The following is a 23652-nucleotide window of genomic DNA, read 5'->3' on the forward strand; positions in this document are numbered from 1 at the left end:
GGCGCTGTCGACCCACAGCTGCACACCAGCCACATGACGCCCTGACCAGGGTTGACCGACCGAGGAAAAGGAGGGCGGAGATGGCCGCCACCCAGAGGATCGCCGCGGGTGTAGCACTCGCCGCGGCCTGCGCCACGGCGCTCGCCGGTTGCGCGGGCGGTACCCCCCCTTCTCACGCCACGCACGCCGCGAAGAAGGCGGAGGGTGCGCCCGCCCCCAAGACCGCGGTCCGTCTGATCGGCGACGGTTCCACCTCGTACACCGGGGCGCAGCCGCACCTGCCCCGGCCCGAGCGGCTGAAGCCCGGCCAGAAGCCGCCGCAGTTCGTGGTCTTCTCCTGGGACGGTGCAGGTGAGGACAGCCAGAAGCTCTTCTCCCACTTCCGGAAGATCTCCAAGGCCAACAACGCCACGATGACGTACTTCCTCAGCGGCGTGTACATGCTGCCGGAGGACAAGCGCGACCTGTACCGCCCGCCCCAGCACTCGGCCGGCAGCTCGGAGATCGGCTTCAACGACCAGCAGGGCATCGAGGACACCGTGAAGCAGCTGCGCGGCGCGTGGCTGGAGGGCAACGAGATCGGCACCCACTTCAACGGCCACTTCTGCGGCACGGAGGGCGGGGTCGGCCAGTGGTCGGTCGCGGACTGGAAGAGCGAGATCGCCCAGGCGAAGTCGTTCGTGAAGTCCTGGAAGACGAACACGGGCCTGAAGAAGGAAGCGGCACTGCCCTTCGACTACGACAAGGAACTCATCGGCGCCCGCACCCCTTGTCTGGAGGGTCGACAGAACTTCTTGAAGGCCGCCCACCAGCTGGGCTTCCGCTACGACACCAGTGGCGTCAACGACCAGCTCTGGCCGCAGAAGAAGGAGGGCCTGTGGGATCTGTCGATGCAGCTCGTGCCCTTCCCCGGCCACTCCTACGAGCAGCTCACCATGGACTACAACTTCATGGTCAACCAGTCGGGCACCCAGACCCAGGGCGACCCCGACAAGCAGCAACTCTGGGGCGACCAGATGCGTGACGGCCTGCTCAAGGGCTTCGAGCGCGCCTACGAGGGGAACCGCGCGCCGCTGGTGATCGGCAACCACTTCGAGTCCTGGAACGGCCGCACCTACATGCGCGCCGTCGACGAGGTCGTCGAGCGCGTCTGCACCAAGGCCGAGGTCCGCTGCGTCTCCTTCCGGCAGCTCGCCGACTGGCTGGACGCCCAGGACCCGGCCACCGTCGCCAAGCTGCGCGGCCTCACGGTCGGTGAGGCTCCGAAGCAGGGCTGGGCGTCCTTCCTCTCCGGAAGCCCCGCCCCGGCCCCGAAGGGCGTCCCCGGCGCGCCGGCCCTCAAGCAGTAACGGCGCACCGGTCCGGACCGGCCCCCTGGCTCCTCCCGGGAGGAGCTGGGGCCGCCCGGCCGCTCAGGCCGTGGCCAACGGGCTCCCGCCGAGCACGAAGCCGGGGTCGACCTGCTCCGAGAGGTCCGCCCCGGTCCTGGAGTTGCCCCAACTGGCCGCGTTCTTCAAGTGGAAGTGCACCATCTGGCGCGTGTACCGGTCCGGGTCCCGCAGCCCGTACGTGGCGTCGGCGGCGGTCCTCAGGCAGGACAGCGCGCGCCGGTTGGCCTCCTCCAGGAGCTCGAACCGGGGCGGCCTGCCCTTCTCCATGGCGCGCACCCAGTCGGAGTGCCCGACCGTCACCAGGAGGTCGTCACCGACTTCCGCGCGCAGGAAGTCGATGTCGTCCTGGCCCTGCACCTTGTTGCCGACGACCTTGAGGGTGACGCCGAAGTCCTGGGCGTACTCCTTGTACTGGCGGTAGACGGATACCCCCTTCCGGGTCGGCTCGGCGACAAGGAACGTGATGTCGAAACGGGTGAAGAGGCCGGACGCGAAGGAGTCGGAGCCGGCCGTCATGTCCACCACGACGTACTCGCCGGGGCCGTCGACGAGGTGGTTCAGGCAGAGCTCCACCGCGCCGGTCTTGGAGTGGTAGCAGGCGACTCCCAGGTCGGCCTCGGTGAACGGGCCGGTGACCATCAAACGGATCGTGCCGCCGTCGAGTTCCACCGGCCGCGCGCAGGCGTCGTACACGGGGTTGGACTCGTCGACCCGCAGCAGCCGTGACCCCTGGCCGGGCGGAGTCGTCTTGATCATCGTCTCGGCGGAGGCGATGCGCGGATTCGTACCGCGCAGATAGTCCTTGATGAGGGGCAGCCGCTCACCCATCGCGGGGAGGGCCGCGGCCTCCGTCTCCTCCAGGCCGAGCGCCGGCCCCAGATGCTGATTGATGTCGGCGTCCACGGCGACGACGGGGGCCCCGGAGGCGGCGAGATGGCGGACGAAGAGCGACGACAGGGTGGTCTTGCCACTGCCGCCCTTCCCGACGAAAGCAATTTTCATGTTCACCAAGAGTAGTGCGTTGATCGCACTCCGTGCTCGCACTGCGTGAAGAAGACCACTCCTTCGTGGGGTGTGGCCGCTCAGTGCGTAGGGTCGTACTCATGAGTACGACAGGTGCGACCGCCGATCCGCTCGCGGCTCTGGCCTCGCTTCCCGGGGTGGCCGAGTCCGTGGAGTCCGTCCGCAAGGCCGTGGACCGCGTCTACGCGCACCGCATCATGCGGCGCCGCAGCAACGAGATCACGTCCGAGGCGGCACTGCGCGGTGCGCGCGGTTCCGCGGCGGTGTCCGGAGCCGACTGGGCCCTCGAAGAGGTGCGCCGCCGCACCGACTTCAGCTCGGACGACGAGGCGCGCACGGTCGGCGCGGCTTTGCGGCTGACCGCCGAGGCGGGGCAACTCCTGTCCATCTGGCGTCAGTCGCCCCTGCGGGTGCTGGCCCGGCTGCATCTGGTGGCGGCGGCAGACCAGGGCGACGACACCGGCCGGCCGCGACAGCGTGGCGAACGGGTCGACGAGCCCCTGGTGGAACTGCCGCTGCCGGACGCGGACGAGGTCGCCGGCCGGCTCGAAGGACTCTCGCAGCTGATCATCGCCGGTGGCTCGGCACCCGCGCTGGTCACGGCGGCCGTCGTCCACGGTGAGCTGATCGCCTTGCGCCCGTTCACCTCCCGCAACGGGCTGGTCGCGCGCGCTGCCGAACGGATCGTGCTCATCGGAAGCGGTCTCGACCCCAAGTCGATCTGTCCGGTGGAGGTCGGTCACGCGGAGCTGGGCCGCGCGGCCTACGTGGCGGCGCTGGACGGCTACGTCTCCGGTACACCGGAGGGCATGGCGGCCTGGATCGCGCACTGCGGCAAGGCTGTCGAGCTGGGGGCGCGCGAGTCCGCGGCGGTCTGCGAGGCGCTTCAGCGAGGTGCGGCCTGACGGGAAGGCCTGTGCGGCCCGCGGGCCGGCAAAGGAAAGACCCTGAACAGGGTTGCGGCGGTACGAGTTCTCGTACCGCCGCTGGCATGTTCACCGGGTTACCAAGCGTCCTCGGATGTTGCCCATCAGGTCGGGAACTTCAGCCCGTCACCTGGTGCGGCTGGCCCGTAATCGACGGGTCGACGTCGCGTGGGTGCTCGATGTCCATGCGCGGTCCGTGGGGCCTTGTTGCGTTCAAAGGTGATCCTCGCGGATGTCCTTGGTCTCGCGGGCCGTTAAACCCTTTGTACTCCTGGTCCGCAGGAAGCGGAACCCCTGGCCGCAGTTCTTTACTTTTAGGTTCAAAGGGTGGGAAAAGGGCGCTCGCGTGTTGCCCGCGCGCGCGTGTCGACGCTCGCACGGTCCCGCGCGAGACCCGATGCGGTCCCGCGCGGGAAGCCCTTGTCCGCCCGTGGGTGTGCGGATCAGACCGCGGAGGCGCGCCGCCGGCTCGCGTACCAGACGAGCCCGGCCGTCGCGGCCGCCGCTCCTATCGCCGCAGCCGCGACCAGGGCGGGCCGGGGCGGTACGGACAGGTTGGGCAGCCGCTGCTTGAGGCGGACGGGGCGGTGGAAGTCGAGGATCGGCCAGGAGCGGGCGACCGCCTCGCGGCGCAGGGTGCGGTCGGGGTTCACGGCGTGCGGGTGGCCGACGGACTCCAGCATCGGCACGTCCGTCGCCGAGTCGCTGTAGGCGTAGCAGCGGGAGAGGTCGTAGCCCTCGGACGCGGCCAGGTCCTTGATCGCGTCGGCCTTCGTGGGTCCGTACGCGTAGTACTCCACCTCGCCGGTGAAGCAGCCGTCCTCGCCCACGACCATGCGGGTGGCCACCACGCGGTCGGCGCCGAGCAGTTCACCGATCGGCTCGACCACCTCGGCCCCCGACGTGGACACGATCACGACGTCCCGGCCGGCGGTGTGGTGCTCCTCGATGAGGGACGCGGCCTCGTCGTAGATGATCGGGTCGATGAGGTCGTGGAGCGTCTCCGCGACGATCTCCTTGACCTGCTGGACGTTCCAGCCGCGGCACATCGACGACAGGTACTTGCGCATCCGCTCCATCTGGTCGTGGTCGGCGCCACCGGCCAGGAACACGAACTGGATGTACGCGGTGCGCAAGGCCGCCCTGCGGTTGATCAGTCCGCCTTGGTAGAACGACTTGCTGAACGTGAGCGTGCTCGACTTCGCAATGACCGTCTTGTCCAGGTCAAAGAAGGCGGCTGTACGAGGCAAGGAGTGGTTTTCCACAAGGCTGAGCATAGGGCCCACCATTCGGCGTAAGGTGAGCCACGTGGGTTTGCCTGAGAAGGCTCTCGGGTACACCATGGAAGTCACGGATCGTTCGCGACCGTGCTAACCCGGTCCGGCTCCTCCCCCCCCCGAGTCGGCCCGTGGGGACGACCCCCGCTCTCCCCCCCGGCGGGGGTCGTCGCATGTCCGGATGCGGTTTCTCCCTCTTCTGCGCGGCCTCGGAGCCACCTCGGCACCGTTCGGGCCGCGCATTGTTCATGACCGTGATCCGTGACTGTGTGTAGTTGCCGGACTGCTCTACGGAAGCCTTTGAAGGCTCGCTGGTATGGGTGAAGGGGATATTCACAGGCCCTGAGTTGTCCACAGATTTCGACCAAGATCCACACGATTTCCCGGATCGCTGCACCGTGATTCCCACGCGCTCCGCTCGCCGCCCGTTCATGACGGGTTCCGTTTGTCGGACGCGTTTGGCCGGTTCGTATCGGCCGTTCATATGGAGGCCGCTCGCCGGCTCTTCATACGGGCGGGAATCGCGGGGTCCTGGAGGGCCCCGCGCACGAAGCAGCGAAGGGGGCTGGAGATCGTGGCGGGAGCCATCACACATGACCCGTTGCCCACCGCCGAAGGGCGGCAGGGCGGACCGTTGATCGTCACCGAGGACGCCGAACTGCTCGACGACCTGTTGCGCCTGTGCGCGGCGGCGGGCGCGCGGCCCGAGGTCCATCACGGGATTCCGGAACGCAGGGACAGCTGGGAGGCGGCCCCCCTCGTCCTCGTCGGGGACGACGCCGCTCTCCGGGTGCGTGGGGCCTCCCGGAGAAGGGGAGTGGTGCTGGTCGGCCGGGACCAGGACGATTCCGGAGTCTGGCGGCGAGCCGTCGAGATCGGGGCCGACCACGTTCTGATGCTGCCGGACGGCGAGCAATGGCTGGTCGACCGGATCGCCGACGTGGCGGAGGGGATCGGCAGGCCCGCCCTCACCGTCGGCGTCCTCGGCGGGCGAGGTGGTGCCGGTGCGTCCACGCTGGCCTGCGCGCTCGCCCTCACCTCGGCGCGCCAGGGAAGGCGCACCCTGCTCGTGGACGCGGATCCCCTGGGAGGCGGACTCGACGTACTCCTGGGCGGCGAGGCGGCCGAGGGGCTGCGCTGGCCGGCGTTCGCCGCCTCCCGCGGAAGGGTCGGCGGGGGTGCCCTGGAGGAGTCGCTCCCCGAGCTGCACGCACTCCGTGTCCTCAGCTGGGACAGAGGTGACGCGGTGACCATTCCGCCGCGTGCGGTACGGGCGGTCCTCGCAGCAGCCCGACGGCGTGGTGGCGCTGTGGTCGTCGACCTGCCCCGCCGCATCGACGACGGCGTCGCCGAGGTCCTCTCCCAACTCGACGTGGGGATTCTGGTGGTCCCGGGTGATCTGCGCGCCATCGCGGCGGCCGGGCGGGTGGCGTCCGCGGCCGGCATGGTCCTGCGCGACCTGCGGGTCGCGGTACGGCGCCCGTTCGCTCCCGGACTGGACGGCCGTGAGGTCGCTCGACTGCTCGATCTTCCCCTGGTGGGCGAAGTACCCGAAGAACCCTCTCCGTTGGACGGCGGGCCACCGCCCGGGAGCGTGGCGCGAGGTCCACTGGCCCGGTTCTGCACGGCCTTCTGGGAGCGGATCCCTGTCGAAGGAGGGGGCGTATGAGCTGGGACGCGACGACTGGAATGGACTGCGGAGCGGGTCTCGAAGAGCGAGGGGGGAGGCGACCACAGGATCCGTGCCAGGTCTTGTCCTACGGGCGGACGGACACGAGGGACGGGCCCGAACGCGCCTCGCCCAGGGGCACACCGGTCGGGTGGGACGGACAGGGGAGGGAGCCGTACGGGGGACGCTCGACCGGACCGACGGATGCGAGGGACGTGTCCGGCGGCTTCCTGACCAGCCGGGCGGAGACGTGGTCGGGGGCCAAAGGAGCGACGCTCGGCCCACGGCGGGAGGCATGGCCCGGGGCCGACGAGCCCGCGGAATTGCTGGACGGGGTGCGGCAGTGGCTCGCCGAGAGCGGTGCCGAACCGACCCCGGCGAGGGTGGCACAGGCCCTGCGTGCGCAGGGCCGCGTGCTCGGGGATGCCGAAGTCCTCGGTGCCGCCGAGCGATTGCGGTCGGAGCTGGTCGGCAGCGGCCCGCTCGAACCGCTGCTCGCCGACCCCTCGGTGACCGATGTCCTGGTGTCGGCACCCGACCGGGTCTGGGTGGATCGGGGCGGCGGCCTGGAGCTGACGTCCGTGTCCTTCCCGGACGCGGCAGCCGTGCGGCGTCTCGCGCAACGCCTCGCGGCGGTGGCGGGCCGAAGGCTGGACGACGCCCGGCCATGGGTGGACGCCCGGCTGCCCGACGGGACGCGGTTGCACGCGGTGCTGCCACCGGTCGCCGTCGGCTCCACCTGCCTCTCGCTGCGCGTCGTGCGGCCCCGTGCGTTCACGCTCGACGAGCTGATCGCGGCGGGGACGGTTCCGCCAGGCGGGGACCGGGTGCTCCGAGCGCTTCTGGACGCCAGGTTGTCCTTCCTCATCAGCGGGGGCACGGGGTCGGGCAAGACGACCTTGCTCAGCGCGCTGCTGGGTCTCGTGGGCCCCGGGGAGCGGATCGTGCTCGCCGAGGACTCGGCGGAACTGCGGCCCGACCATCCGCATGTGGTCCGCTTGGAGGGGCGGCCGGCCAATCAGGAGGGCGTCGGTCTCGTCGCGCTCCAGGACCTGGTCCGGCAGGCCCTGCGGATGCGGCCCGACCGGCTGGTCGTGGGCGAGGTGCGTGGTCCGGAAGTCGTCTCGTTGCTGGCGGCACTGAACACGGGTCACGAGGGCGGCTGCGGCACCGTCCACGCGAACGCGGCGGCTCAGGTCCCCGCTCGCCTGGAGGCGCTGGGTACCGCGGCGGGACTCGATCGGGCGGCCCTGCACAGTCAGTTGGCGGCCGCCCTGTCCGTGGTGCTGCACCTCGTCCGGGACCGGGCGGGCCGGCGTCGGATCGCCGAGGTGCACGTCCTCGAACGCGACCCTTCGGGGCTGGTGGTCACCGTGCCGGCGCTGCGGTGGGGCGAGGACGCCTTCGTGTACGAGCGCGGCTGGGAGCGGTTGCGGGGGCTGCTCCGGGACGGCGGGCAAGGCCGTCCCGGTCCGATGCGCGTCGATGCGAGGGGAGTGCACGGGGTCGAAGGCGCTGCCCGAGCCGAGGGCCCCCCTGTGACAACGGGACGAGAAGCGGGCGCGACCGCGCCCGGAGACCTGGCGGCGAACGGGGAGTGGGATGGCGATCGGTGAGACGGCGGACGTGCAGGTGAGCGCCGCCATGGCGTGTGCCGGGATCGCGGCATGGCTGATGAGCGGGCGCCGCGGCGGAGCGCGCAGGGCACGGCTGCTGCTCGCGGGCGGCGGGGCCGAGGGGGCCGGTCCGCCCCGACAGGAGTGGATCGGCGCCATGTGGAGGCGACTGCGGGAACGGACGCGGCCCGAAGCCTGGTCACTGGTGGCCGGATTGGTGATCGCGGTGATCGGCTCGTCGGTGGTGCCGCTTCTCCTGGGGGCGGCCGGAGTCCCGCTGCTGGCACGGGTGAGGCGGGCGTCGGAGGCGCGGCGGGCGCGGGAACAGCGCGGCGACGCGGTGATCGCCCTCTGCGGTGCTCTCGCCGGTGAGGTACGGGCCGGACGGCAGCCGGGCGAGGCGTTGCTCGGAGCGGCGCGCGACTCGGACGGGTTAGGTGACGGCCAGCCGGTGGTGTTGGCGGCGGCCCGGTTCGGCGGGGACGTTCCGGGTGCGCTCACCGAGGCGGCACGTCAGCCCGGAGCCGACGGCCTGGTGGGGCTCGCCGCGTGCTGGCGCGTCGCCGTGGACCGGGGTGCGGGACTCGCCGCGGGCCTGGACCGGCTGGAGGGCGCTCTGCGTGCGGAACGCGATCAAAGAGCGGACATGCGTGCCCAGTTGGCGGGATCACGTTCAACCGCCTCGATGCTCGCCGGCCTGCCGGTCCTCGGTCTGTTGCTCGGCACGGCGCTCGGTGCCGATCCGCTGCACGTACTGCTGCACACGGGCCCCGGGCTGGGATGCCTGCTGGTCGGCGGGGTGCTGGAGGGCGTGGGCCTGTGGTGGGCGCTGCGGATCGTGCGAGGGGCGGAGGCGGCATGAGCGCGGAGGTTGTCCACAGGCTGGGGGCGCTCGTGTGCGGGGTGATCCTGCTCGGGTCGTCCGCCCGGTGGATCGGCGCGGCGCGGCGCGAGAGAAGGATGCGTGGACGCCTGGCCGTGCTGCTTGCCCTGGAGTCGCCTCCACCACGACGGCGCCTCGACATCGGCGGATCCGGTCGCAGATGGCTGCCCGTGCCGGCGGCGGTGTGTGTCGGCTGGGTGTTGATCGGCGGTCTCATCGGGGCTCTGATGGGCCTGGTGGCCGGTGTCGGGGTCCGGTGGTGGCGGGAGCGGAGGCTGCGGAGCGACGCCGCGGACCCCGTCGAGTACGACGAGGCGCTGGCGGCCCGGCAACTTCCGCTCGCCGCCGACCTGGTGGCCGCGTGCATCGCTGCCGGGGCGAGCCCCGTGACGGCGGCCCAGGCGGTGGGCGAGGCCTTGGGCGGACCGGTGGGCGAGCGACTCGCACGGGGCGCGGCCGAGGTGCGGCTCGGGGGTGAACCGGCCGAGGCATGGCGGAGGTTGGCGTCGATACCGGGCGCCCAGGGGCTGGCACGGCTGCTGGAACGGGCGGGTGACTCGGGTGTGCCGGCCGCCGTACCGGTCGGGAGGCTCGCGGCGGAGGCGCGTGCCGCGTGGGGGCGCACGGCGACCGCGGGGGCACGCCGGGCGGCCGTGATGGTCACCGCGCCGGTGGGGCTGTGCTTTCTCCCCGCGTTCCTCGCGATCGGTGTGCTGCCCGTGGTGATCGGGCTGGCCGGCGGACTGTTGAAAGGGGGTGCCGGCTGACGGACGGCGCTGGTGGTTGACGAAGACAGGTGGCCGCATCACGTGGACCACACGACAGGCAGGGTTCGACCTTACGGGGGTTGGAATGCGCAGGACGGTACGGGTTCTGAGGCGAGGACGTGCGCGGACGCGGGCGTGGATGTTCACACGGCTGGTGCGGAGGGACGCCGGGATGGTCACGTCCGAGTACGCGGTCGGAGTCATCGCGGCGGTGGCCTTCGCGGCCGTGCTCTACAAGGTGGTGACGAGCGGGCAGGTCAGTGAGGAACTGCAGGGCATCGTGGGGAGGGCACTCAATGGCCAGACGTGAACGGGGCCGGCGGGCCGCCCAGTCGGGGGCGGACGGAGGCGGTAGGGACGGCGGGTTCGTGACCGCCGAGGCGGCCGTGGTCCTGCCCTCCCTGGTGCTGGTCGGGATCACGCTGGTCTGGGCCCTGCTCGCCGCGTCCGCGCAGATCCAGTGCGTGGACGCGGCGAGGGCGGGTGCTCGGGCGGCGGCACGCCAGGACTCCCCGGACGCGGTCGTGGCGACGGCTCGCCGAGCGGCTCCCGCCGGTGCGAAGGTCACGGTGCGCCGCGAGACGGACCTGGTCAGGGTGACGGTCGACGCGCGGACGCCCGGGCCCGCAGCGCTGTCGCTCGGGGTCGGCGACGAGGCGGTGGCACTGGCGGAGGAGACGGTGGGGGTGAGCGGGCCATGAGGAGGCGGAGCGCCTGGTGGGAGCAGGGCCGGGTCCGGGATGCCATCGGGGATGACGGGAGCGGAGGCGGCCGGGGTCGGGGAGGAGCGCGGCGAGGGATGGACTCCGACCGGGGGTCGGCCACCGTGTGGGCGGTCGGTGCGATGGCCGCGCTCTGCGCCGTGTTCCTCGTGGTGCTGGCGATGGGACACGCTGCTGTGACGCGGCACCGGGCGGCAGGGGCAGCCGATCTGGCCGCCCTCGCTGCGGCCGATCACTGGAGTGACGGCGGCACGGTGGCCTGCGCCCGCGCGGACCGGGTGGCTCGGGCGCAGAACGCGCGGCTCGTCCGGTGTGCCGTCGAGGGCGAGATCTCGGACGTGACGGCGGCGTCGGAGGACGGACTCTTCACGTCCGAGGCCAGGGCACGGGCGGGACCGCCGGGGACCGGAGTGGCCGATCGGCCGGCGACTGGTCGGCCGATCGCAGAGGCATCGGTGGCGGCCGGGACGCCGGAGAGCGCCGGAGGGGGTGGGCTTCCCGCGTCGCGGAGGTCGGGGAGAGGTTCGCCCATCGCGGCGAGACGTCCCAGGTCGTGAGAGCGGCGCGAGGCCCCGTCCGGCGGCCGGTGTCACTCGTCCGGCGCAGCCCGCAGGAGTTCTGTGAGGAGGCGTACGGCGCCTCGCTTGTGCAGGGGGTCGTTGCCGTTGCCGCACTTGGGGGACTGGATGCAGGAGGGGCAGCCGGCGTCGCACTCGCAGGAGGCGATGGCCTGGCGGGTGGCGGTGAGCCAGGAGCGGGCCGTGTGGAAGGCGCGCTCGGCGAATCCGGCGCCGCCCGGGTGGCCGTCGTAGACGAAGACGGTGGGCAGCAGTGTGTCCGGGTGGAGGGGGACCGAGACGCCGCCGATGTCCCAGCGGTCGCAGGTGGCGAAGAGCGGCAGCATGCCGATCGACGCGTGTTCGGCGGCGTGCAGGGCGCCGCCGAGGATCTCCGGGTTGATCCGGGCCGCGTCCAGTTGGTCCTCGGTGACCGTCCACCAGACGGCGCGTGTACGGAGTGTGCGAGGAGGGAGGTCGAGCTTCGTCTCGCCGAGCACCTCGCCGGTGATGAGACGTCGGCGGAGGAAGGAGACGACCTGGTTGGTGACTTCGACGGAGCCGTAGCACAACCGTCCCTCGCCCCAGGGGACTTCGACGTCGGTTTCGAGGACGGCGATGGAGGTGGTGTCGCGGGCGACCGTCGAATACGGCGGGGCGGCCTCCTCGACCAGGGCGACGGAGTCCTCCAGGTCCAGTTTGCGCACCAGGTACGTGCGGCCCTGGTGCAGGTGGACCGCGCCCTCGTGGACCGCGGTGTGCGAGGCGCCCGCGTCGACGGTGCCGAGCAGTCGCCCGGTGCCGGCCTCGACGACCTGGACCGGTGTGCCGCCCTCGCCGCGGATGTCGGTCAGGTCGGCGGCCCGTTCGCGGCGTGTCCAGTGCCAGGCAGTCGCCCGGCGGCGCAGCAGTTTCGCGGCCTCCAGCTGCGGCAGCAGATCGGCGGTGGCCGGCCCGAAGAGTTCGAGGTCGGCGTCGGTGAGGGGGATCTCCGCCGCCGCGGCGCACAGGTGCGGGGCGAGGACGTACGGGTTGTCGGGGTCGAGGACGGTGGATTCCACCGGCTGGTCGAACAGGGCCTCGGGGTGGTGGACGAGGAAGGTGTCCAGCGGGTCGTCGCGGGCGACGAGGATGGCCAGCGCGCCCTGTCCGGAACGGCCGGCGCGGCCCGCCTGCTGCCAGAGCGAGGCGCGGGTGCCGGGGTAGCCGGCGATGACGACGGCGTCGAGGCCGGAGATGTCGACGCCGAGTTCGAGGGCGGTGGTGGCGGCGAGGCCGAGGAGCTCTCCGGAGTGCAGGGCGCGCTCCAGGGAGCGGCGTTCCTCGGGGAGATAGCCGCCCCGGTAGGCCGCGACGCGCCGGGCGAGAGAGCGGTCGACCTCGGCGAGGCGTTCCTGGGCGATGACCGCGACGAGTTCGGCGCCGCGCCGGGACCGTACGAAGGCGATCGAGCGCATGCCCTGGACGGTGAGGTCGGTGAGGAGGTCGGCCGTTTCGGCGGTTGCCGTACGCCGGACGGGTGCACCTTTCTCGCCGTGCAGTTCGGTGAGCGGAGGCTCCCAGAGGGCGAACACCAGTTCCCCGCGAGGGGAGGCGTCGTCGGCCACCTCGACGACCGGGAGGCCGGTCAGGCGGCGGGCCGCGACGGAGGGCTCCGCGGCGGTCGCGGAGGCCAGCAGGAAGACGGGAGAGGCGCCGTAGCGGGCGCACAGGCGGCGCAGTCGGCGCAGTACCTGGGCGACGTGGGAGCCGAAGACGCCGCGGTAGGTGTGGCACTCGTCGATGACGACGTACCGCAGGGAGCGCAGGAAGGAGGCCCAGCGGGGATGGGACGGCAATATCCCGCGGTGCAGCATGTCGGGGTTGGTCAGGACGTAGTTGGCGTACTGGCGGACCCACTCGCGTTCTTCGAACGGCGTGTCGCCGTCGTACACGGCCGGGCGGATCGCATTGCCCAGCGGTTGTGAAAGTTCCTTCACGGAACGGCGCTGATCGGCTGCGAGGGCCTTCGTGGGGGCGAGGTACAGGGCCGTGGCTCCCCGGCCGTTCGGCGCCTCGGAGCCGTCCAGGAGGGCTGTGAGGACCGGGACGAGGTAGGCCAGGGACTTGCCGGAGGCGGTGCCCGTCGCGACGATCACCGATTCGCCGTCCAGGGCGTGCTCGGCGACGCGTGCCTGGTGGGCCCACGGGTGTTCGATACCCGCTGCCTGCACCGCGGCGATGACCTCCGCACGGATCCGGTCCGGCCAGACGGCATGCCGACCCGCTCGCGGGGGCAAGTGCTCCGTATGAGTGATGCGCGAAGCCCGGCTCGGCCCCGAGGCGAGCCGGTCCAGGACAGTGCTCGGCGAGGGGCGGGAAGCTGTGTCCGTCGAGGATCGATCGGATCGGTGATTCTTGGCCATCGGCATCGAGTGTGTCACTGGCATGACGGACAATGGACCCAAGGCGTCGTGCACGCCTGCCGGTAAGTGATTGAATGCCATCGCGGCTGGCGAACCGTCCCGGGGGCTCTGCCGAGGTGTCCCATGGGGCGACCGCTCGATAGCAAGGTGCTGGAGGATCCGTGGACCTGTCCCTGTCGACTCGCAATGTGTCCGGCCCCAATGGCGACCGTACGGTCGTCGAGGTCGGCGGCGAAATCGATGTATATACCGCGCCCAAGCTGCGCGAGCAGCTGGTCGAGCTGGTGAACGACGGCAGCTTCCACCTCGTCGTCGACATGGAGGGCGTGGACTTCCTCGACTCCACCGGTCTCGGCGTCCTGGTCGGCGGCCTGAAGCGCGTCCGTGCCCACGAGGGCTCGCTGCGTCTGGTCTGCAACCAGGAGCGCATTCTGAAGATCTTCCGTATTACCGGTCTCACCAAGGTGTTCCCGATTCACACCTCGGTGGAGGAGGCGGTCAACGCGACCGACTGACCACCGGTCTCCCGGGTTCCGTCCCGGGCTCGAGAAGTGGGAGGCCGGGCCAGCGGCCCGGCCTCCTGACAGCACGCCCGTAGTTCAGAGGGGGATGCATGGCCACCGTTGAACTCCGCTTCAGCGCGCTGCCCGAGCACGTCAGGACCGCCCGACTGGTGGCGGCAGCGGTGGCGCGCAGGGCCGGAGTGGACGAGGCCGTACTCGACGAGGTCAGGCTCGCTGTCGGCGAGGCCTGCTCCCGTGCCGTCGGGCTGCACCAGAGCGGCGGTATCTCGGCGCCGGTGCATGTGTCGCTGATCGAGGAGGAGAAGCAGTTCTCCATCGAGGTCGGTGACGAGGCGCCCGGTTCGGTGCCCGGTGGAGCGGCGTCCGGCGCCGCTTCCGGCGGCCCGGACGTGGAGACCGAGGAGGACGAGATGGGCCTCGCGGTCATCAGCGGTCTCGTGGACGACGTGGAAGTCATCGCCGGAGAGCACGGCGGACTGATCAGGATGAGCTGGCCCACCACGCCGCCGGCCGTGGCTCTTACCTGACAACCGCCGCTCTTTTTTTCTTGCCCCGAAGGGCCCTACTCGGTGGGGCCCTTCGGCATGTCCGGGGTCGCGAACGGCGCGCCCGACGCGCGCACGGCACCCCTGCTCCGCGCCGCCCCCGGTTTCTCCCGCGGCTCTTCCGTCACGTCCGCGACGTGTGAAACAGCAGTACGCGGCACCTGGGCGCCCATATGGATGATCGATTACGGCGTTTCGTGAATTCATTCACGATCGGGCGGGTGATATCCGGATCGTGAGTCAATGGCTCAGGGGCATTACTGCATTCGGGTCCTGTGGCGCCCGACGATCATTTGCTGAAGAGTACGTGAAGATTATTTCCGCTTACCGCGCACTGTTTTGATCAGGTTCCGGTACCTACAATCCGTCCACATCTTGAGCTCAGCCCAAGCGTCAAGGAGGACGAATGGCGGGGCTTTCTACCCCTCAGCAGTTTGACCACCCCACAACCCTCGCAGCCGCGGTACTGACGGACGGGAACCGCCTCATCGTGGTGGTCATCGCCGTCGTCGCGCTGGCGGCGCTCGTGGTCGCCGGGATCCTGGTGCGCCAGGTTCTCGCGGCCGGCGAGGGAACCGACAGCATGAAGGAGATCGCGAAGGCGATCCAGGAGGGTGCCAATGCCTACCTGGGACGCCAGATGCGCACGCTCGGCGTATTCGCCGCCGTGGTGTTCTTCCTGCTCATCCTGCTTCCCGCGGACGACTGGAATCAGCGCGCCGGGCGATCGATCTTCTTCCTGATCGGCGCGGCATTCTCGGCGACCACCGGCTATATCGGTATGTGGCTCGCCGTTCGGAGCAATGTCCGCGTGGCCGCCGCCGCGCGGGAAGCGACCCCGGCAGAGGGTGAGCCCGAAAAGGATCTCACCGCGGTCTCGCACAAAGCCATGAAGATCGCTTTCCGTACCGGTGGCGTCGTCGGCATGTTCACGGTGGGGCTCGGTCTGCTGGGCGCCTCCTGTGTGGTGCTCGTGTACGCGGCCGACGCGCCGAAGGTCCTGGAGGGCTTCGGTCTCGGCGCGGCGCTGATCGCCATGTTCATGCGTGTCGGCGGCGGCATCTTCACCAAGGCCGCCGACGTCGGCGCCGACCTGGTCGGCAAGGTCGAGCAGGGCATTCCGGAGGACGACCCCCGTAATGCCGCGACCATCGCCGACAACGTGGGCGACAACGTCGGCGACTGCGCGGGTATGGCCGCCGACCTGTTCGAGTCCTACGCCGTCACGCTCGTCGCCGCGCTGATCCTCGGCAAGGTGGCGTTCGGTGACGCCGGGCTCGCGTTCCCGCTGATCGTGCCCGCGATCGGTGTCCTCACCGCGATGGTCGGCATCTTCGCGGTGGCGCCCCGCCGCTCGGACCGCAGCGGCATGTCCGCGATCAACCGCGGGTTCTTCATCTCCGCGGTGATCTCCCTGGTGCTCGTCGCCCTGGCCGTCTACATCTACCTGCCCGGCTCCTACGGCGACCTGGACGGTGTCACGGACGCGGCGATCAAGGCCAAGGGCGGCGACCCGCGTGTCCTCGCGGTCGTCGCCGTCGCGATCGGCATCGTGCTGGCCGCGCTCATCCAGCAGTTGACCGGCTACTTCACCGAGACCAGCCGCCGTCCCGTGCGGGACATCGGCAAGAGTTCCCTGACCGGCGCGGCCACCGTCGTCCTCGCCGGCATCTCCATCGGTCTCGAATCGGCCGTCTACACCGCCCTGTTGATCGGCCTCGGCGTGTACGGGGCGTTCCTGCTCGGCGGTACGTCGATCATGCTGGCGCTGTTCGCGGTCGCGCTCGCCGGAACCGGCCTGCTGACCACCGTCGGCGTCATCGTCGCGATGGACACCTTCGGGCCGGTCTCCGACAACGCGCAGGGCATCGCCGAGATGTCCGGCGACGTCGAGGGCGCGGGCGCTCAGGTGCTCACCGACCTGGACGCCGTCGGCAACACCACCAAGGCCATCACCAAGGGCATCGCCATCGCCACCGCGGTCCTCGCCGCCTCGGCCCTCTTCGGCTCGTACCGTGACGCGATCACCACGGCGGCGAGCGACGTGGGGGAGAAGGTCTCCGGACCGGGCGCGCCGATGAACCTGATGATGGACATCTCGCAGCCCAACAACCTGGTGGGTCTCATCGCGGGCGCCGCGGTCGTCTTCCTCTTCTCGGGGCTGGCGATCAACGCGGTGTCGCGGTCCGCGGGTGCCGTGGTCTACGAGGTGCGGCGGCAGTTCCGCGAGCACCCCGGGATCATGGACTACAGCGAGAAGCCCGAGTACGGGCGCGTCGTCGACATCTGCACCAAGGACGCGCTGCGCGAGCTGGCGACCCCGGGTCTGCTCGCGGTGCTCACGCCGATCGCCATCGGGTTCACGCTCGGCGTCGGGGCGCTCGGCTCGTTCCTCGCGGGCGCGATCGGCACCGGCACGCTCATGGCCGTCTTCCTCGCCAACTCCGGCGGCGCCTGGGACAACGCCAAGAAGCTCGTCGAGGACGGGCACCACGGCGGCAAGGGCAGTGAGGCCCACGCCGCCACCGTGATCGGCGACACGGTCGGCGACCCCTTCAAGGACACGGCGGGGCCGGCGATCAACCCGCTGCTGAAGGTCATGAACCTGGTGTCGCTGCTGATCGCTCCGGCCATCGTCAAGTTCTCGTACGGCGACGACAAGAGCGTCGGTGTAAGGGTGTTCATCGCGATCCTCGCCTTCCTTGTGATCGCGGGCTCCGTCTACATGTCCAAGCGGCGTGGGATCGCCATGGGCGATGAGGAGGACGACAACGACGGAGCCGCCAAGTCGGCGGATCCGGCGGCGGTTTCGTAGCGCACGGTTCCGTCCCTGCCGCGGCACTGAGCCGAGTGCCAGGTGGGGGCGGGTTCAACGGGCGGGCGCACGGCGTGTGTTGACACGTCGTACGCCCGCCCTGTGTGTGTTCACTTCGATGCCGTGAGCCTTCTCTCGCTTGGTGCAAATGGCTTCAATAAGTTTCTAAGCGGACATTCGGCATACTGGTGTCACCCACTTGACGTGTATGTTCCGGGGCCGAGAGCCATGGAAGGGACCAAACCGGTGAACAAGAAGCTCGCGGCCGCACTGTCCGGCGGTGCGGTACTGGTACTCGCGCTGTCCGGATGCAGCAGCGACGACGGCAACGACAAGCTGGACTCCTGGGCCAAGCAGGTCTGTGACGCGGTGAAGCCGCAGGCGCAGAAGATCGAGGACGCGAACGCCGCGATCCAGAAGCAGACCTCGGACAACAGCACGCCGGAAGCCGTCCAGAAGACGGACGCGAAGGCCTTCCAGGACATGTCCGACGCCTACGAGGCGATCGGCACCGCCGTCGACAACGCCGGACCCCCGGACGTCGACGACGGCAAGGCGAAGCAGACCAACGCGGTCAAGGAACTCAAGGGCATCTCCGCGTCGTACGCCGACCTCAAGAAGCAGGTCGACAAGCTCAACACCAAGGACCAGGCCAAGTTCGCCGACGGTCTCAAGGACGTGGCCACCCAGCTCGACAAGCTGAGCCAGAGCGGGAACGACGCGCTGAAGAAGCTGGAGGAGGGCGACGTGGGCAAGGCGATGTCGCAGCAGGAGAGCTGCAAGACCGCCTCGGGGAGCCCGGCGGCCACCCAGGGCTGAGCCACTCGCGGTCGGCCCGGCGGGCGTCGGCGTCCCCGGAAGCCGCCGGGGCCGACCCCGACCGTCCCGCAGGACCGACCGGCAGGGCGCAAGCCTTCCGCGCGCGACACCACGCCGAGAGCCCGATGCTCTCGGCGTGCCGCGTTCGACGACTCCCGAGGCGCCTTGGCGGCCGTGGGTGCTTGGGGCAGAGGGCTCTGCGGGGTTGTCCACAGGCGCGGGCAGAGCGCTGTCCACAGGTGTGGGTGCCCGCGGACGACAGCGGACACAATGGGAGGCGTGAGTCACAGCAGCCTGTCACCCTTGCCCTCGTCCGACCGTGCCGACGTCGCCGCCCGGCTCCGGAGCGCCCTGCTCGGCGCTTCCTTCACCGCCGACGGACTCCTCGACCTGCTCGGCGCCCCCGCCTACGCGGCGCTGGCACGCAGCGAGACCGTTCCCGCCCTCCGGGCGACCCGGGGCGACACACCGCTGGAGACCCTCGTCCGGCTCTTCCTGCTCCAGCAGCCCGTGCCCCGCGCGCGGGTGGCCGACGTGCTGCCCGTCGAGGACGCGCTGGAGAGCGGCTGGCTGACCCCGGCCGGCGAGGACGAGGTGGCCGCGACCGTCGACATCCGCCCCTACGGCGGGCTCGACGGCGAGGACTGGTTCATCGTGTCCGACCTCGGGTGCGCCGTCGGCGGCGCCGGTGGCATCGGCAGCCGGGAGGAAGGTGTCGTCCTCGGTGTGGGCGGCGCGTCCACGACGCTGGCCGGCATCACCGTCCGCACGCCCGTCGACTCCGCGCTCGACCTCGGCACCGGCTCCGGGATCCAGGCCCTGCACGTCGCGCAGCACGCCACGCGCGTGACGGCGACCGACCTGAACCCCCGTGCCCTGCACATCACCGCGCTGACCCTCGCCCTCTCCGGCGCACCCGCCGCCGACCTGCGCGAGGGCTCCCTCTTCGAGCCGCTCCGCGCCGACGAGACGTACGACCTGATCGTGTCGAACCCGCCCTTCGTCATCTCGCCCGCCGCCCGCCTCACGTACCGCGACGGCGGCATGGCCGGGGACGATCTGTGCCGCACGCTCGTTCAGGAGTCGGGGAACCGGCTGAACGAAGGGGGGTACGCCCAGTTCCTGGCCAACTGGCAGCACGTGGAGGGCGAGGACTGGCAGGACCGGCTGCGCTCGTGGGTGCCGCGTGGCTGTGACGCGTGGATCGTCCAGCGGGAGGTCCAGGACGTCACGCAGTACGCGGAGTTGTGGCTCCGCGACGCCGGAGACCACCGCTCCGACCCGGCGGAGTACCAGGCGCTCTACGACGCGTGGCTGGACGAGTTCGAGGCACGCAAGGTGAAGGCCGTCGGCTTCGGCTGGATCACCCTGCGCAGGACGGCCGCCGCGGAGCCGTCGATCACCGTCGAGGAGTGGCCGCACTCGGTGGAGCAGCCGCTCGGCGAGACCGTGCGCGCCCACTTCGACCGGGTCGACTACCTGCGGGCGCACGACGACGCCGGCCTGCTCGCCGGACACTTCAGGCTCGTGACGGAGGTCGTGCAGGAGCAGGTCGGTCTGCCCGGCGCCGAGGACCCGGAGCATGTGGTGCTGCGTCAGCACCGCGGGATGCGCAGAGCCACCAAAGTGGACACGGTCGGCGCGGGCTTCGCCGGTGTGTGCGACGGCACGCTGAGCGCCGGGCGGATTCTCGACGCCATCGCCCAACTGGTCGGCGAGGATCCGGTGTTGCTGCGCGACCGGACGCCCGCGCAGATCCGGCTCCTGGTGGAGCAGGGGTTCTTGGAGCCGGCGGAGTAGCGGGAGAGGCGGAGCCGGCGAACGGCCCGGAGCGGGCCGGCGCGGCTGGGCGGCGCCTCGGGCCGGCGCGGCCGGGGGGCGCCCCGGCCCGGGGCGGCCGGACGGCGCCTCGCCGTTCCGCCTCCTGGGACTGCGGCTCTCCGGCTCGCTCAGGACGCGGAACCGGCCAACCTCGACCGGGTCGGCTGGTGCGGGCGGGGGACGGCCCCGCCGGCCCTTCGGTGCCGGTCGGCCGGTCGCCGCGACGGGCACGGCCTGCACCGGGCGGCGGCGGTGGGGGCCACGCCGGGCAAGCGGAGGCCCGGTCGAGGCCCGCACGGGGCGCGGGCGAGGCTCGGTACGGTCCGGGTCGAGGCCCGGCGCGGGCGGCGGTCGCCGTGCGTTCACCGTGGGTTCGCGTCGGTGTCGCCGGGACGTGTCAGCCTCCCGAGTCCGGGCTCGGGGCGGAAGGGCAGATCCATGGAAAGCGGACCGACGATCTTCACAGGGGTGGTGTTCGCCCTGTTCGGGGGCGGGCTGCTGGCCTGGACCGGGATCCGGCTGCGGCAGGGCGAGCCGGTGGCCCACGGTGTGAACCGCGTCGCATCGGCGGCCCTCGCGACTCTCGCCGGAGCGGTGGCGCTCCTGGTCGGAATGTGGTGCTTCACCCGACTCTGAGAGAATCCCTCACGCGCGAGGGACAACGCGCGTGAGGAGCACGACTTCGGTAACTGGGAAGTTACGCTCCGGATGGGCCCGAAAGAGCTGGTCGGCACTCCGGGCGGCAGGAATGGCGGTAGTCGGGTTACCGTTCGAGTGGCCGTTGCGGGCTTTTCCCGTTTGACACGGGGGCGGGATGTACCGTCACACTCCGCAGCGTCAGCATGACCCGACCCCTCGGGAGCCGAGCCCCCGGGGAGCACCGCGTCGACCGGAGAGAAGAGCGAAGTTGTCCCCGACCAGCGACACCGCACACGGCGGCCGCCGACTCGTCATCGTCGAGTCGCCTGCCAAGGCGAAGACGATCAAGGGCTATCTCGGCCCCGGCTATGTCGTCGAAGCGAGCGTCGGGCACATCCGTGACCTCCCCAACGGCGCCGCGGAGGTGCCCGAGAAGTACACGGGTGAGGTCCGCCGCCTCGGCGTCGACGTAGAGAACGACTTCCAGCCGATCTACGTGGTCAACGCCGACAAGAAGGCCCAGGTCAAGAAGCTCAAGGACCTGCTGAAGGACTCCGACGAACTCTTCCTCGCCACCGATGAGGACCGCGAGGGCGAAGCCATCGCGTGGCACCTCCTGGAGGTCCTGAAGCCCAAGGTTCCCGTCCACCGGATGGTCTTCCACGAGATCACCAAGGACGCGATCCGCAGCGCCGTCGCCAACCCGCGCGAGCTCAACAAGCGCATGGTCGACGCCCAGGAGACCCGCCGCATCCTCGACCGCCTCTACGGCTACGAGGTCTCGCCGGTCCTGTGGAAGAAGGTCATGCCGCGCCTGTCGGCGGGCCGTGTGCAGTCCGTGGCGACCCGGCTCGTCGTCGAGCGGGAGCGCGAGCGCATCGCCTTCCGTTCCGCCGAGTACTGGGACCTGACCGGCACCTTCGGCACCGGCCGCGCCGGGGACGCGAGCGACCCGTCCAACCTGGTCGCCCGTCTGACCTCGGTCGACGGCAAGCGCGTCGCCCAGGGCCGCGACTTCGACTCGCTCGGCCAGATCAAGGGCGCGAACACGCTCCACCTGGACGAGACGAACGCCCGCGCGCTCGCCGCGGCCCTCCAGGACACGAACTTCGCGGTCCGCTCGGTCGAGTCCAAGCCGTACCGCCGCTCGCCCTACGCGCCGTTCCGTACGACCACGCTCCAGCAGGAGGCCTCGCGCAAGCTGGGCTTCGGCGCGAAGGCGACCATGCAGGTGGCCCAGAAGCTGTACGAGAACGGCTTCATCACCTATATGCGTACGGACTCCACGACCCTGTCCGACACCGCGATCGGCGCCGCCCGCGCCCAGGTCACGCAGCTGTACGGCGCCGACTACCTGCCGGCCCAGCCGCGCACGTACGCCGGGAAGGTCAAGAACGCGCAGGAGGCGCACGAGGCGATCCGTCCCTCGGGTGATCGTTTCCGCACCCCGGCGGAGACGGGCCTGACGGGCGACCAGTTCAAGCTGTACGAGCTGATCTGGAAGCGGACCGTCGCCTCGCAGATGAAGGACGCGGTCGGCAACTCCGTCACCGTCAAGATCGCCGGCAGGTCCTCGGACGGCCGGGACGCCGAGTTCAGCGCGTCCGGCAAGACGATCACCTTCCACGGCTTCCTCAAGGCGTACGTCGAGGGCGCGGACGACCCGAACGCCGAGCTCGACGACCGTGAGCGCCGTCTCCCGCAGGTCAGTGAGGGCGACCCGCTGTCGGCCGAGGAGATCACGGTCGACGGCCACGCCACCAAGCCGCCGGCCCGCTACACCGAGGCCTCGCTGGTCAAGGAGCTCGAAGAGCGCGAGATCGGCCGCCCGTCGACGTACGCGTCGATCATCGGCACGATCCTCGACCGCGGTTACGTCTTCAAGAAGGGCACGGCCCTCGTGCCGTCCTTCCTGTCGTTCGCCGTGGTCAACCTTCTGGAGAAGCACTTCGGACGGCTCGTCGACTACGACTTCACGGCCAAGATGGAGGACGACCTCGACCGCATCGCGCGGGGCGAGGCCAAGGCCGTGCCGTGGCTGAGGCGGTTCTACTTCGGCGAGGGCGACGCGAGTGGCGCCGCCGAGGCCGGCAACGGCGACGGCGACCACCTGGGCGGCCTCAAGGAGCTCGTCACGGACCTGGGCGCCATCGACGCCCGCGAGGTGTCGTCCTTCCCGGTCGGTAACGACGTGGTGCTCCGCGTCGGCCGCTACGGCCCGTACGTCGAGCGTGGCGAGAAGGACTCCGAGAACCACCAGCGCGCCGACGTGCCGGAGGACCTGGCACCGGACGAGCTGACCATCGAGCTCGCCGAGGAACTGCTCGCCAAGCCGAGCGGCGACTTCGAGCTGGGTGCCGACCCGCAGTCGGGTCACCAGATCATCGCCAGGGACGGCCGCTACGGCCCGTACGTCACCGAGGTGCTCCCCGAGGGCACCCCGAAGACGGGCAAGAACGCCGTGAAGCCGCGGACCGCTTCGCTGTTCAAGTCGATGGCGCTCGACACGGTGACGCTCGAGGACGCCCTCAAGCTGATGTCCCTTCCGCGCGTCGTCGGCAAGGACGCCGAGGGTGTCGAGATCACCGCGCAGAACGGCCGGTACGGCCCGTACCTGAAGAAGGGCACGGACTCGCGGTCGCTCACGGCCGAGGACCAGCTCTTCACCATCACGCTGGAAGAGGCGCTGGAGATCTACTCCCAGCCCAAGCAGCGGGGCCGCGCGGCCGCCAAGCCGCCGCTCAAGGAGCTGGGCGAGGACCCGGTCAGCCAGAAGCCCGTCGTGGTCAAGGACGGCCGCTTCGGTCCGTACGTGACCGACGGCGAGACGAACGCGACCCTGCGGTCCGACGACAGCGTCGAGGGCATCACGCCGGAGCGCGGCTACGAGCTGCTCGCCGAGAAGCGCGCCAAGGGTCCGGCGAAGAAGACCGCGAAGAAGGCACCGGCCAAGAAGGCGACCGCCAAGAAGGCCCCGGCCAAGAAGACGGCCGCGAAGAAGACGACGACCGCGAAGACGGCCGCCAAGAAGGCGCCCGCCAAGAAGACCGCCGCGAAGAAGACGGCGGCCTCCGAAGGCTGAGCCGGCCTCGGCCCGAAGCCGGCCGACGCGGCCGAACTCGGTCGGGACCGGTGGAAACCAGCCGAATCCGGAAACGTCCGAAGGGTGCGGCCGACTCGGTCGGCCGGCCCGGCGGGTCCCGCCGCCGGAGCGACGAAGCCAAGCTCCACGGCCCGTGAACTTTCCGCGACC

The 23652-nt window shown here is 70.8% G+C and carries 19 protein-coding genes; 16 read left to right on the plus strand and 3 right to left on the minus strand.

The genetic code is table 11. The annotated features are described in order from the left end of the window. Positions 1-80: 80 nt before the first annotated feature. Positions 81-1349 carry a hypothetical protein gene (locus tag B0675_RS10395; RefSeq protein ID WP_081218528.1) on the plus strand — a complete coding sequence of 423 codons (1269 nt, stop codon included), beginning with the start codon at positions 81-83 and terminating at the stop codon, positions 1347-1349. Positions 1350-1412: 63 nt separating this feature from the next. Here B0675_RS10395 and B0675_RS10400 read toward each other — a convergent pair whose 3' ends face one another. Further along, positions 1413-2393, minus strand: a complete 981-nt coding sequence (locus B0675_RS10400; RefSeq protein ID WP_081218529.1) for an ATP-binding protein — start codon at positions 2391-2393, stop codon at positions 1413-1415. Between the two features lie 101 nt (positions 2394-2494). Here B0675_RS10400 and B0675_RS10405 point away from each other — a divergent pair, with 101 nt between their 5' ends. Further along, a complete protein-coding gene (locus B0675_RS10405; RefSeq protein WP_081218530.1) occupies positions 2495-3319 on the plus strand; it encodes a Fic family protein in 825 nt (274 codons plus the stop codon). A 464-nt stretch (positions 3320-3783) separates the two neighbouring features. Here B0675_RS10405 and B0675_RS10410 read toward each other — a convergent pair whose 3' ends face one another. After that, positions 3784-4617: an HAD family hydrolase gene (locus B0675_RS10410; RefSeq protein ID WP_081218531.1), complete on the minus strand. Its 834-nt coding sequence runs from the start codon at positions 4615-4617 to the stop codon at positions 3784-3786. 574 nt (positions 4618-5191) lie between these two features. Here B0675_RS10410 and ssd point away from each other — a divergent pair. From ssd to B0675_RS10445, 7 genes are all read left to right on the plus strand, one after another. After that, positions 5192-6286, plus strand: a complete 1095-nt coding sequence (gene ssd, locus B0675_RS10415; RefSeq protein ID WP_081218532.1) for a septum site-determining protein Ssd — start codon at positions 5192-5194, stop codon at positions 6284-6286. Positions 6287-6609: 323 nt separating this feature from the next. Continuing rightward, positions 6610-7902 (plus strand): TadA family conjugal transfer-associated ATPase, encoded by a 1293-nt coding sequence (locus B0675_RS10420; RefSeq protein ID WP_081218533.1) that lies wholly within the window; start codon positions 6610-6612, stop codon positions 7900-7902. Further along, positions 7889-8764, plus strand: coding sequence for a hypothetical protein (locus B0675_RS10425; protein ID WP_081218534.1), 876 nt, complete (start codon positions 7889-7891; stop codon positions 8762-8764). Before B0675_RS10420 ends, B0675_RS10425 begins: the two co-directional genes overlap by 14 nt. Beyond that, positions 8761-9552, plus strand: a complete 792-nt coding sequence (locus tag B0675_RS10430) for a type II secretion system F family protein (RefSeq protein WP_081218535.1) — start codon at positions 8761-8763, stop codon at positions 9550-9552. The genes B0675_RS10425 and B0675_RS10430 overlap by 4 nt, the downstream gene beginning before the upstream one ends. 139 nt (positions 9553-9691) lie before the next feature. Then, complete coding sequence (locus B0675_RS10435; protein ID WP_241539746.1) at positions 9692-9862, plus strand: DUF4244 domain-containing protein; 171 nt, start codon at positions 9692-9694, stop codon at positions 9860-9862. Next, positions 9849-10253, plus strand: coding sequence for a TadE family type IV pilus minor pilin (locus tag B0675_RS10440; protein ID WP_081218537.1), 405 nt, complete (start codon positions 9849-9851; stop codon positions 10251-10253). The genes B0675_RS10435 and B0675_RS10440 overlap by 14 nt, the downstream gene beginning before the upstream one ends. A 98-nt stretch (positions 10254-10351) precedes the next feature. Continuing rightward, positions 10352-10831, plus strand: a complete 480-nt coding sequence (locus B0675_RS10445) for an Rv3654c family TadE-like protein (RefSeq protein ID WP_179165276.1) — start codon at positions 10352-10354, stop codon at positions 10829-10831. Positions 10832-10863: 32 nt separating this feature from the next. On the opposite strand, the gene B0675_RS10450 is transcribed toward B0675_RS10445, so the two are convergent. Then, the gene (locus B0675_RS10450) at positions 10864-13317 is read right to left on the minus strand and encodes a DEAD/DEAH box helicase (RefSeq protein ID WP_081218539.1); all 2454 of its coding nucleotides are present in this window, start codon (positions 13315-13317) and stop codon (positions 10864-10866) included. 80 nt (positions 13318-13397) lie between these two features. On the opposite strand from B0675_RS10450, the gene bldG reads away from it, so the two are divergent. The 7 genes from bldG to topA all read left to right on the plus strand — a co-directional run bounded on the left by bldG (position 13398) and on the right by topA (position 23481). Continuing rightward, positions 13398-13751 (plus strand): anti-sigma factor antagonist BldG, encoded by a 354-nt coding sequence (gene bldG / locus B0675_RS10455; RefSeq protein ID WP_028799135.1) that lies wholly within the window; start codon positions 13398-13400, stop codon positions 13749-13751. 98 nt (positions 13752-13849) lie between these two features. Next, on the plus strand, positions 13850-14287 hold the full coding sequence (locus B0675_RS10460; protein WP_081218540.1) for an ATP-binding protein: 438 nt from the start codon (positions 13850-13852) through the stop codon (positions 14285-14287). Positions 14288-14711: 424 nt separating this feature from the next. Beyond that, positions 14712-17120: a sodium-translocating pyrophosphatase gene (locus tag B0675_RS10465; RefSeq protein ID WP_081218541.1), complete on the plus strand. Its 2409-nt coding sequence runs from the start codon at positions 14712-14714 to the stop codon at positions 17118-17120. A gap of 228 nt (positions 17121-17348) precedes the next feature. Then, positions 17349-17939 carry a small secreted protein gene (locus tag B0675_RS10470; RefSeq protein WP_081218542.1) on the plus strand — a complete coding sequence of 197 codons (591 nt, stop codon included), beginning with the start codon at positions 17349-17351 and terminating at the stop codon, positions 17937-17939. 270 nt (positions 17940-18209) lie between these two features. Beyond that, positions 18210-19739, plus strand: coding sequence for a class I SAM-dependent methyltransferase (locus tag B0675_RS10475; RefSeq protein WP_241539747.1), 1530 nt, complete (start codon positions 18210-18212; stop codon positions 19737-19739). A 459-nt stretch (positions 19740-20198) separates the two neighbouring features. Next, positions 20199-20396, plus strand: a complete 198-nt coding sequence (locus B0675_RS10480; RefSeq protein WP_081218543.1) for a hypothetical protein — start codon at positions 20199-20201, stop codon at positions 20394-20396. A gap of 271 nt (positions 20397-20667) precedes the next feature. Beyond that, positions 20668-23481, plus strand: a complete 2814-nt coding sequence (gene topA, locus B0675_RS10485; protein WP_081218544.1) for a type I DNA topoisomerase — start codon at positions 20668-20670, stop codon at positions 23479-23481. Positions 23482-23652 lie beyond the last annotated feature (171 nt).

The organism is Streptomyces sp. M41(2017) (genome assembly GCF_002078175.1).
Classification (GTDB): domain Bacteria; phylum Actinomycetota; class Actinomycetes; order Streptomycetales; family Streptomycetaceae; genus Streptomyces.

Coding starts and splice junctions, on each gene's coding strand:
- B0675_RS10410 (WP_081218531.1), bottom strand. CDS start 4,617: ATGCTCAGCCTTGTGGAAAACCACTCCTTGCCTCGTACAGCCGCCTTC.
- B0675_RS10480 (WP_081218543.1), top strand. CDS start 20,199: ATGGAAAGCGGACCGACGATCTTCACAGGGGTGGTGTTCGCCCTGTTC.
- B0675_RS10435 (WP_241539746.1), top strand. CDS start 9,692: ATGTTCACACGGCTGGTGCGGAGGGACGCCGGGATGGTCACGTCCGAG.
- B0675_RS10465 (WP_081218541.1), top strand. CDS start 14,712: ATGGCGGGGCTTTCTACCCCTCAGCAGTTTGACCACCCCACAACCCTC.
- B0675_RS10405 (WP_081218530.1), top strand. CDS start 2,495: ATGAGTACGACAGGTGCGACCGCCGATCCGCTCGCGGCTCTGGCCTCG.
- B0675_RS10475 (WP_241539747.1), top strand. CDS start 18,210: ATGGGAGGCGTGAGTCACAGCAGCCTGTCACCCTTGCCCTCGTCCGAC.
- B0675_RS10470 (WP_081218542.1), top strand. CDS start 17,349: ATGGAAGGGACCAAACCGGTGAACAAGAAGCTCGCGGCCGCACTGTCC.
- B0675_RS10425 (WP_081218534.1), top strand. CDS start 7,889: ATGGCGATCGGTGAGACGGCGGACGTGCAGGTGAGCGCCGCCATGGCG.
- B0675_RS10445 (WP_179165276.1), top strand. CDS start 10,352: ATGGACTCCGACCGGGGGTCGGCCACCGTGTGGGCGGTCGGTGCGATG.
- B0675_RS10460 (WP_081218540.1), top strand. CDS start 13,850: ATGGCCACCGTTGAACTCCGCTTCAGCGCGCTGCCCGAGCACGTCAGG.
- B0675_RS10395 (WP_081218528.1), top strand. CDS start 81: ATGGCCGCCACCCAGAGGATCGCCGCGGGTGTAGCACTCGCCGCGGCC.
- B0675_RS10450 (WP_081218539.1), bottom strand. CDS start 13,317: ATGGCATTCAATCACTTACCGGCAGGCGTGCACGACGCCTTGGGTCCA.
- B0675_RS10400 (WP_081218529.1), bottom strand. CDS start 2,393: ATGAAAATTGCTTTCGTCGGGAAGGGCGGCAGTGGCAAGACCACCCTG.
- B0675_RS10440 (WP_081218537.1), top strand. CDS start 9,849: ATGGCCAGACGTGAACGGGGCCGGCGGGCCGCCCAGTCGGGGGCGGAC.
- B0675_RS10430 (WP_081218535.1), top strand. CDS start 8,761: ATGAGCGCGGAGGTTGTCCACAGGCTGGGGGCGCTCGTGTGCGGGGTG.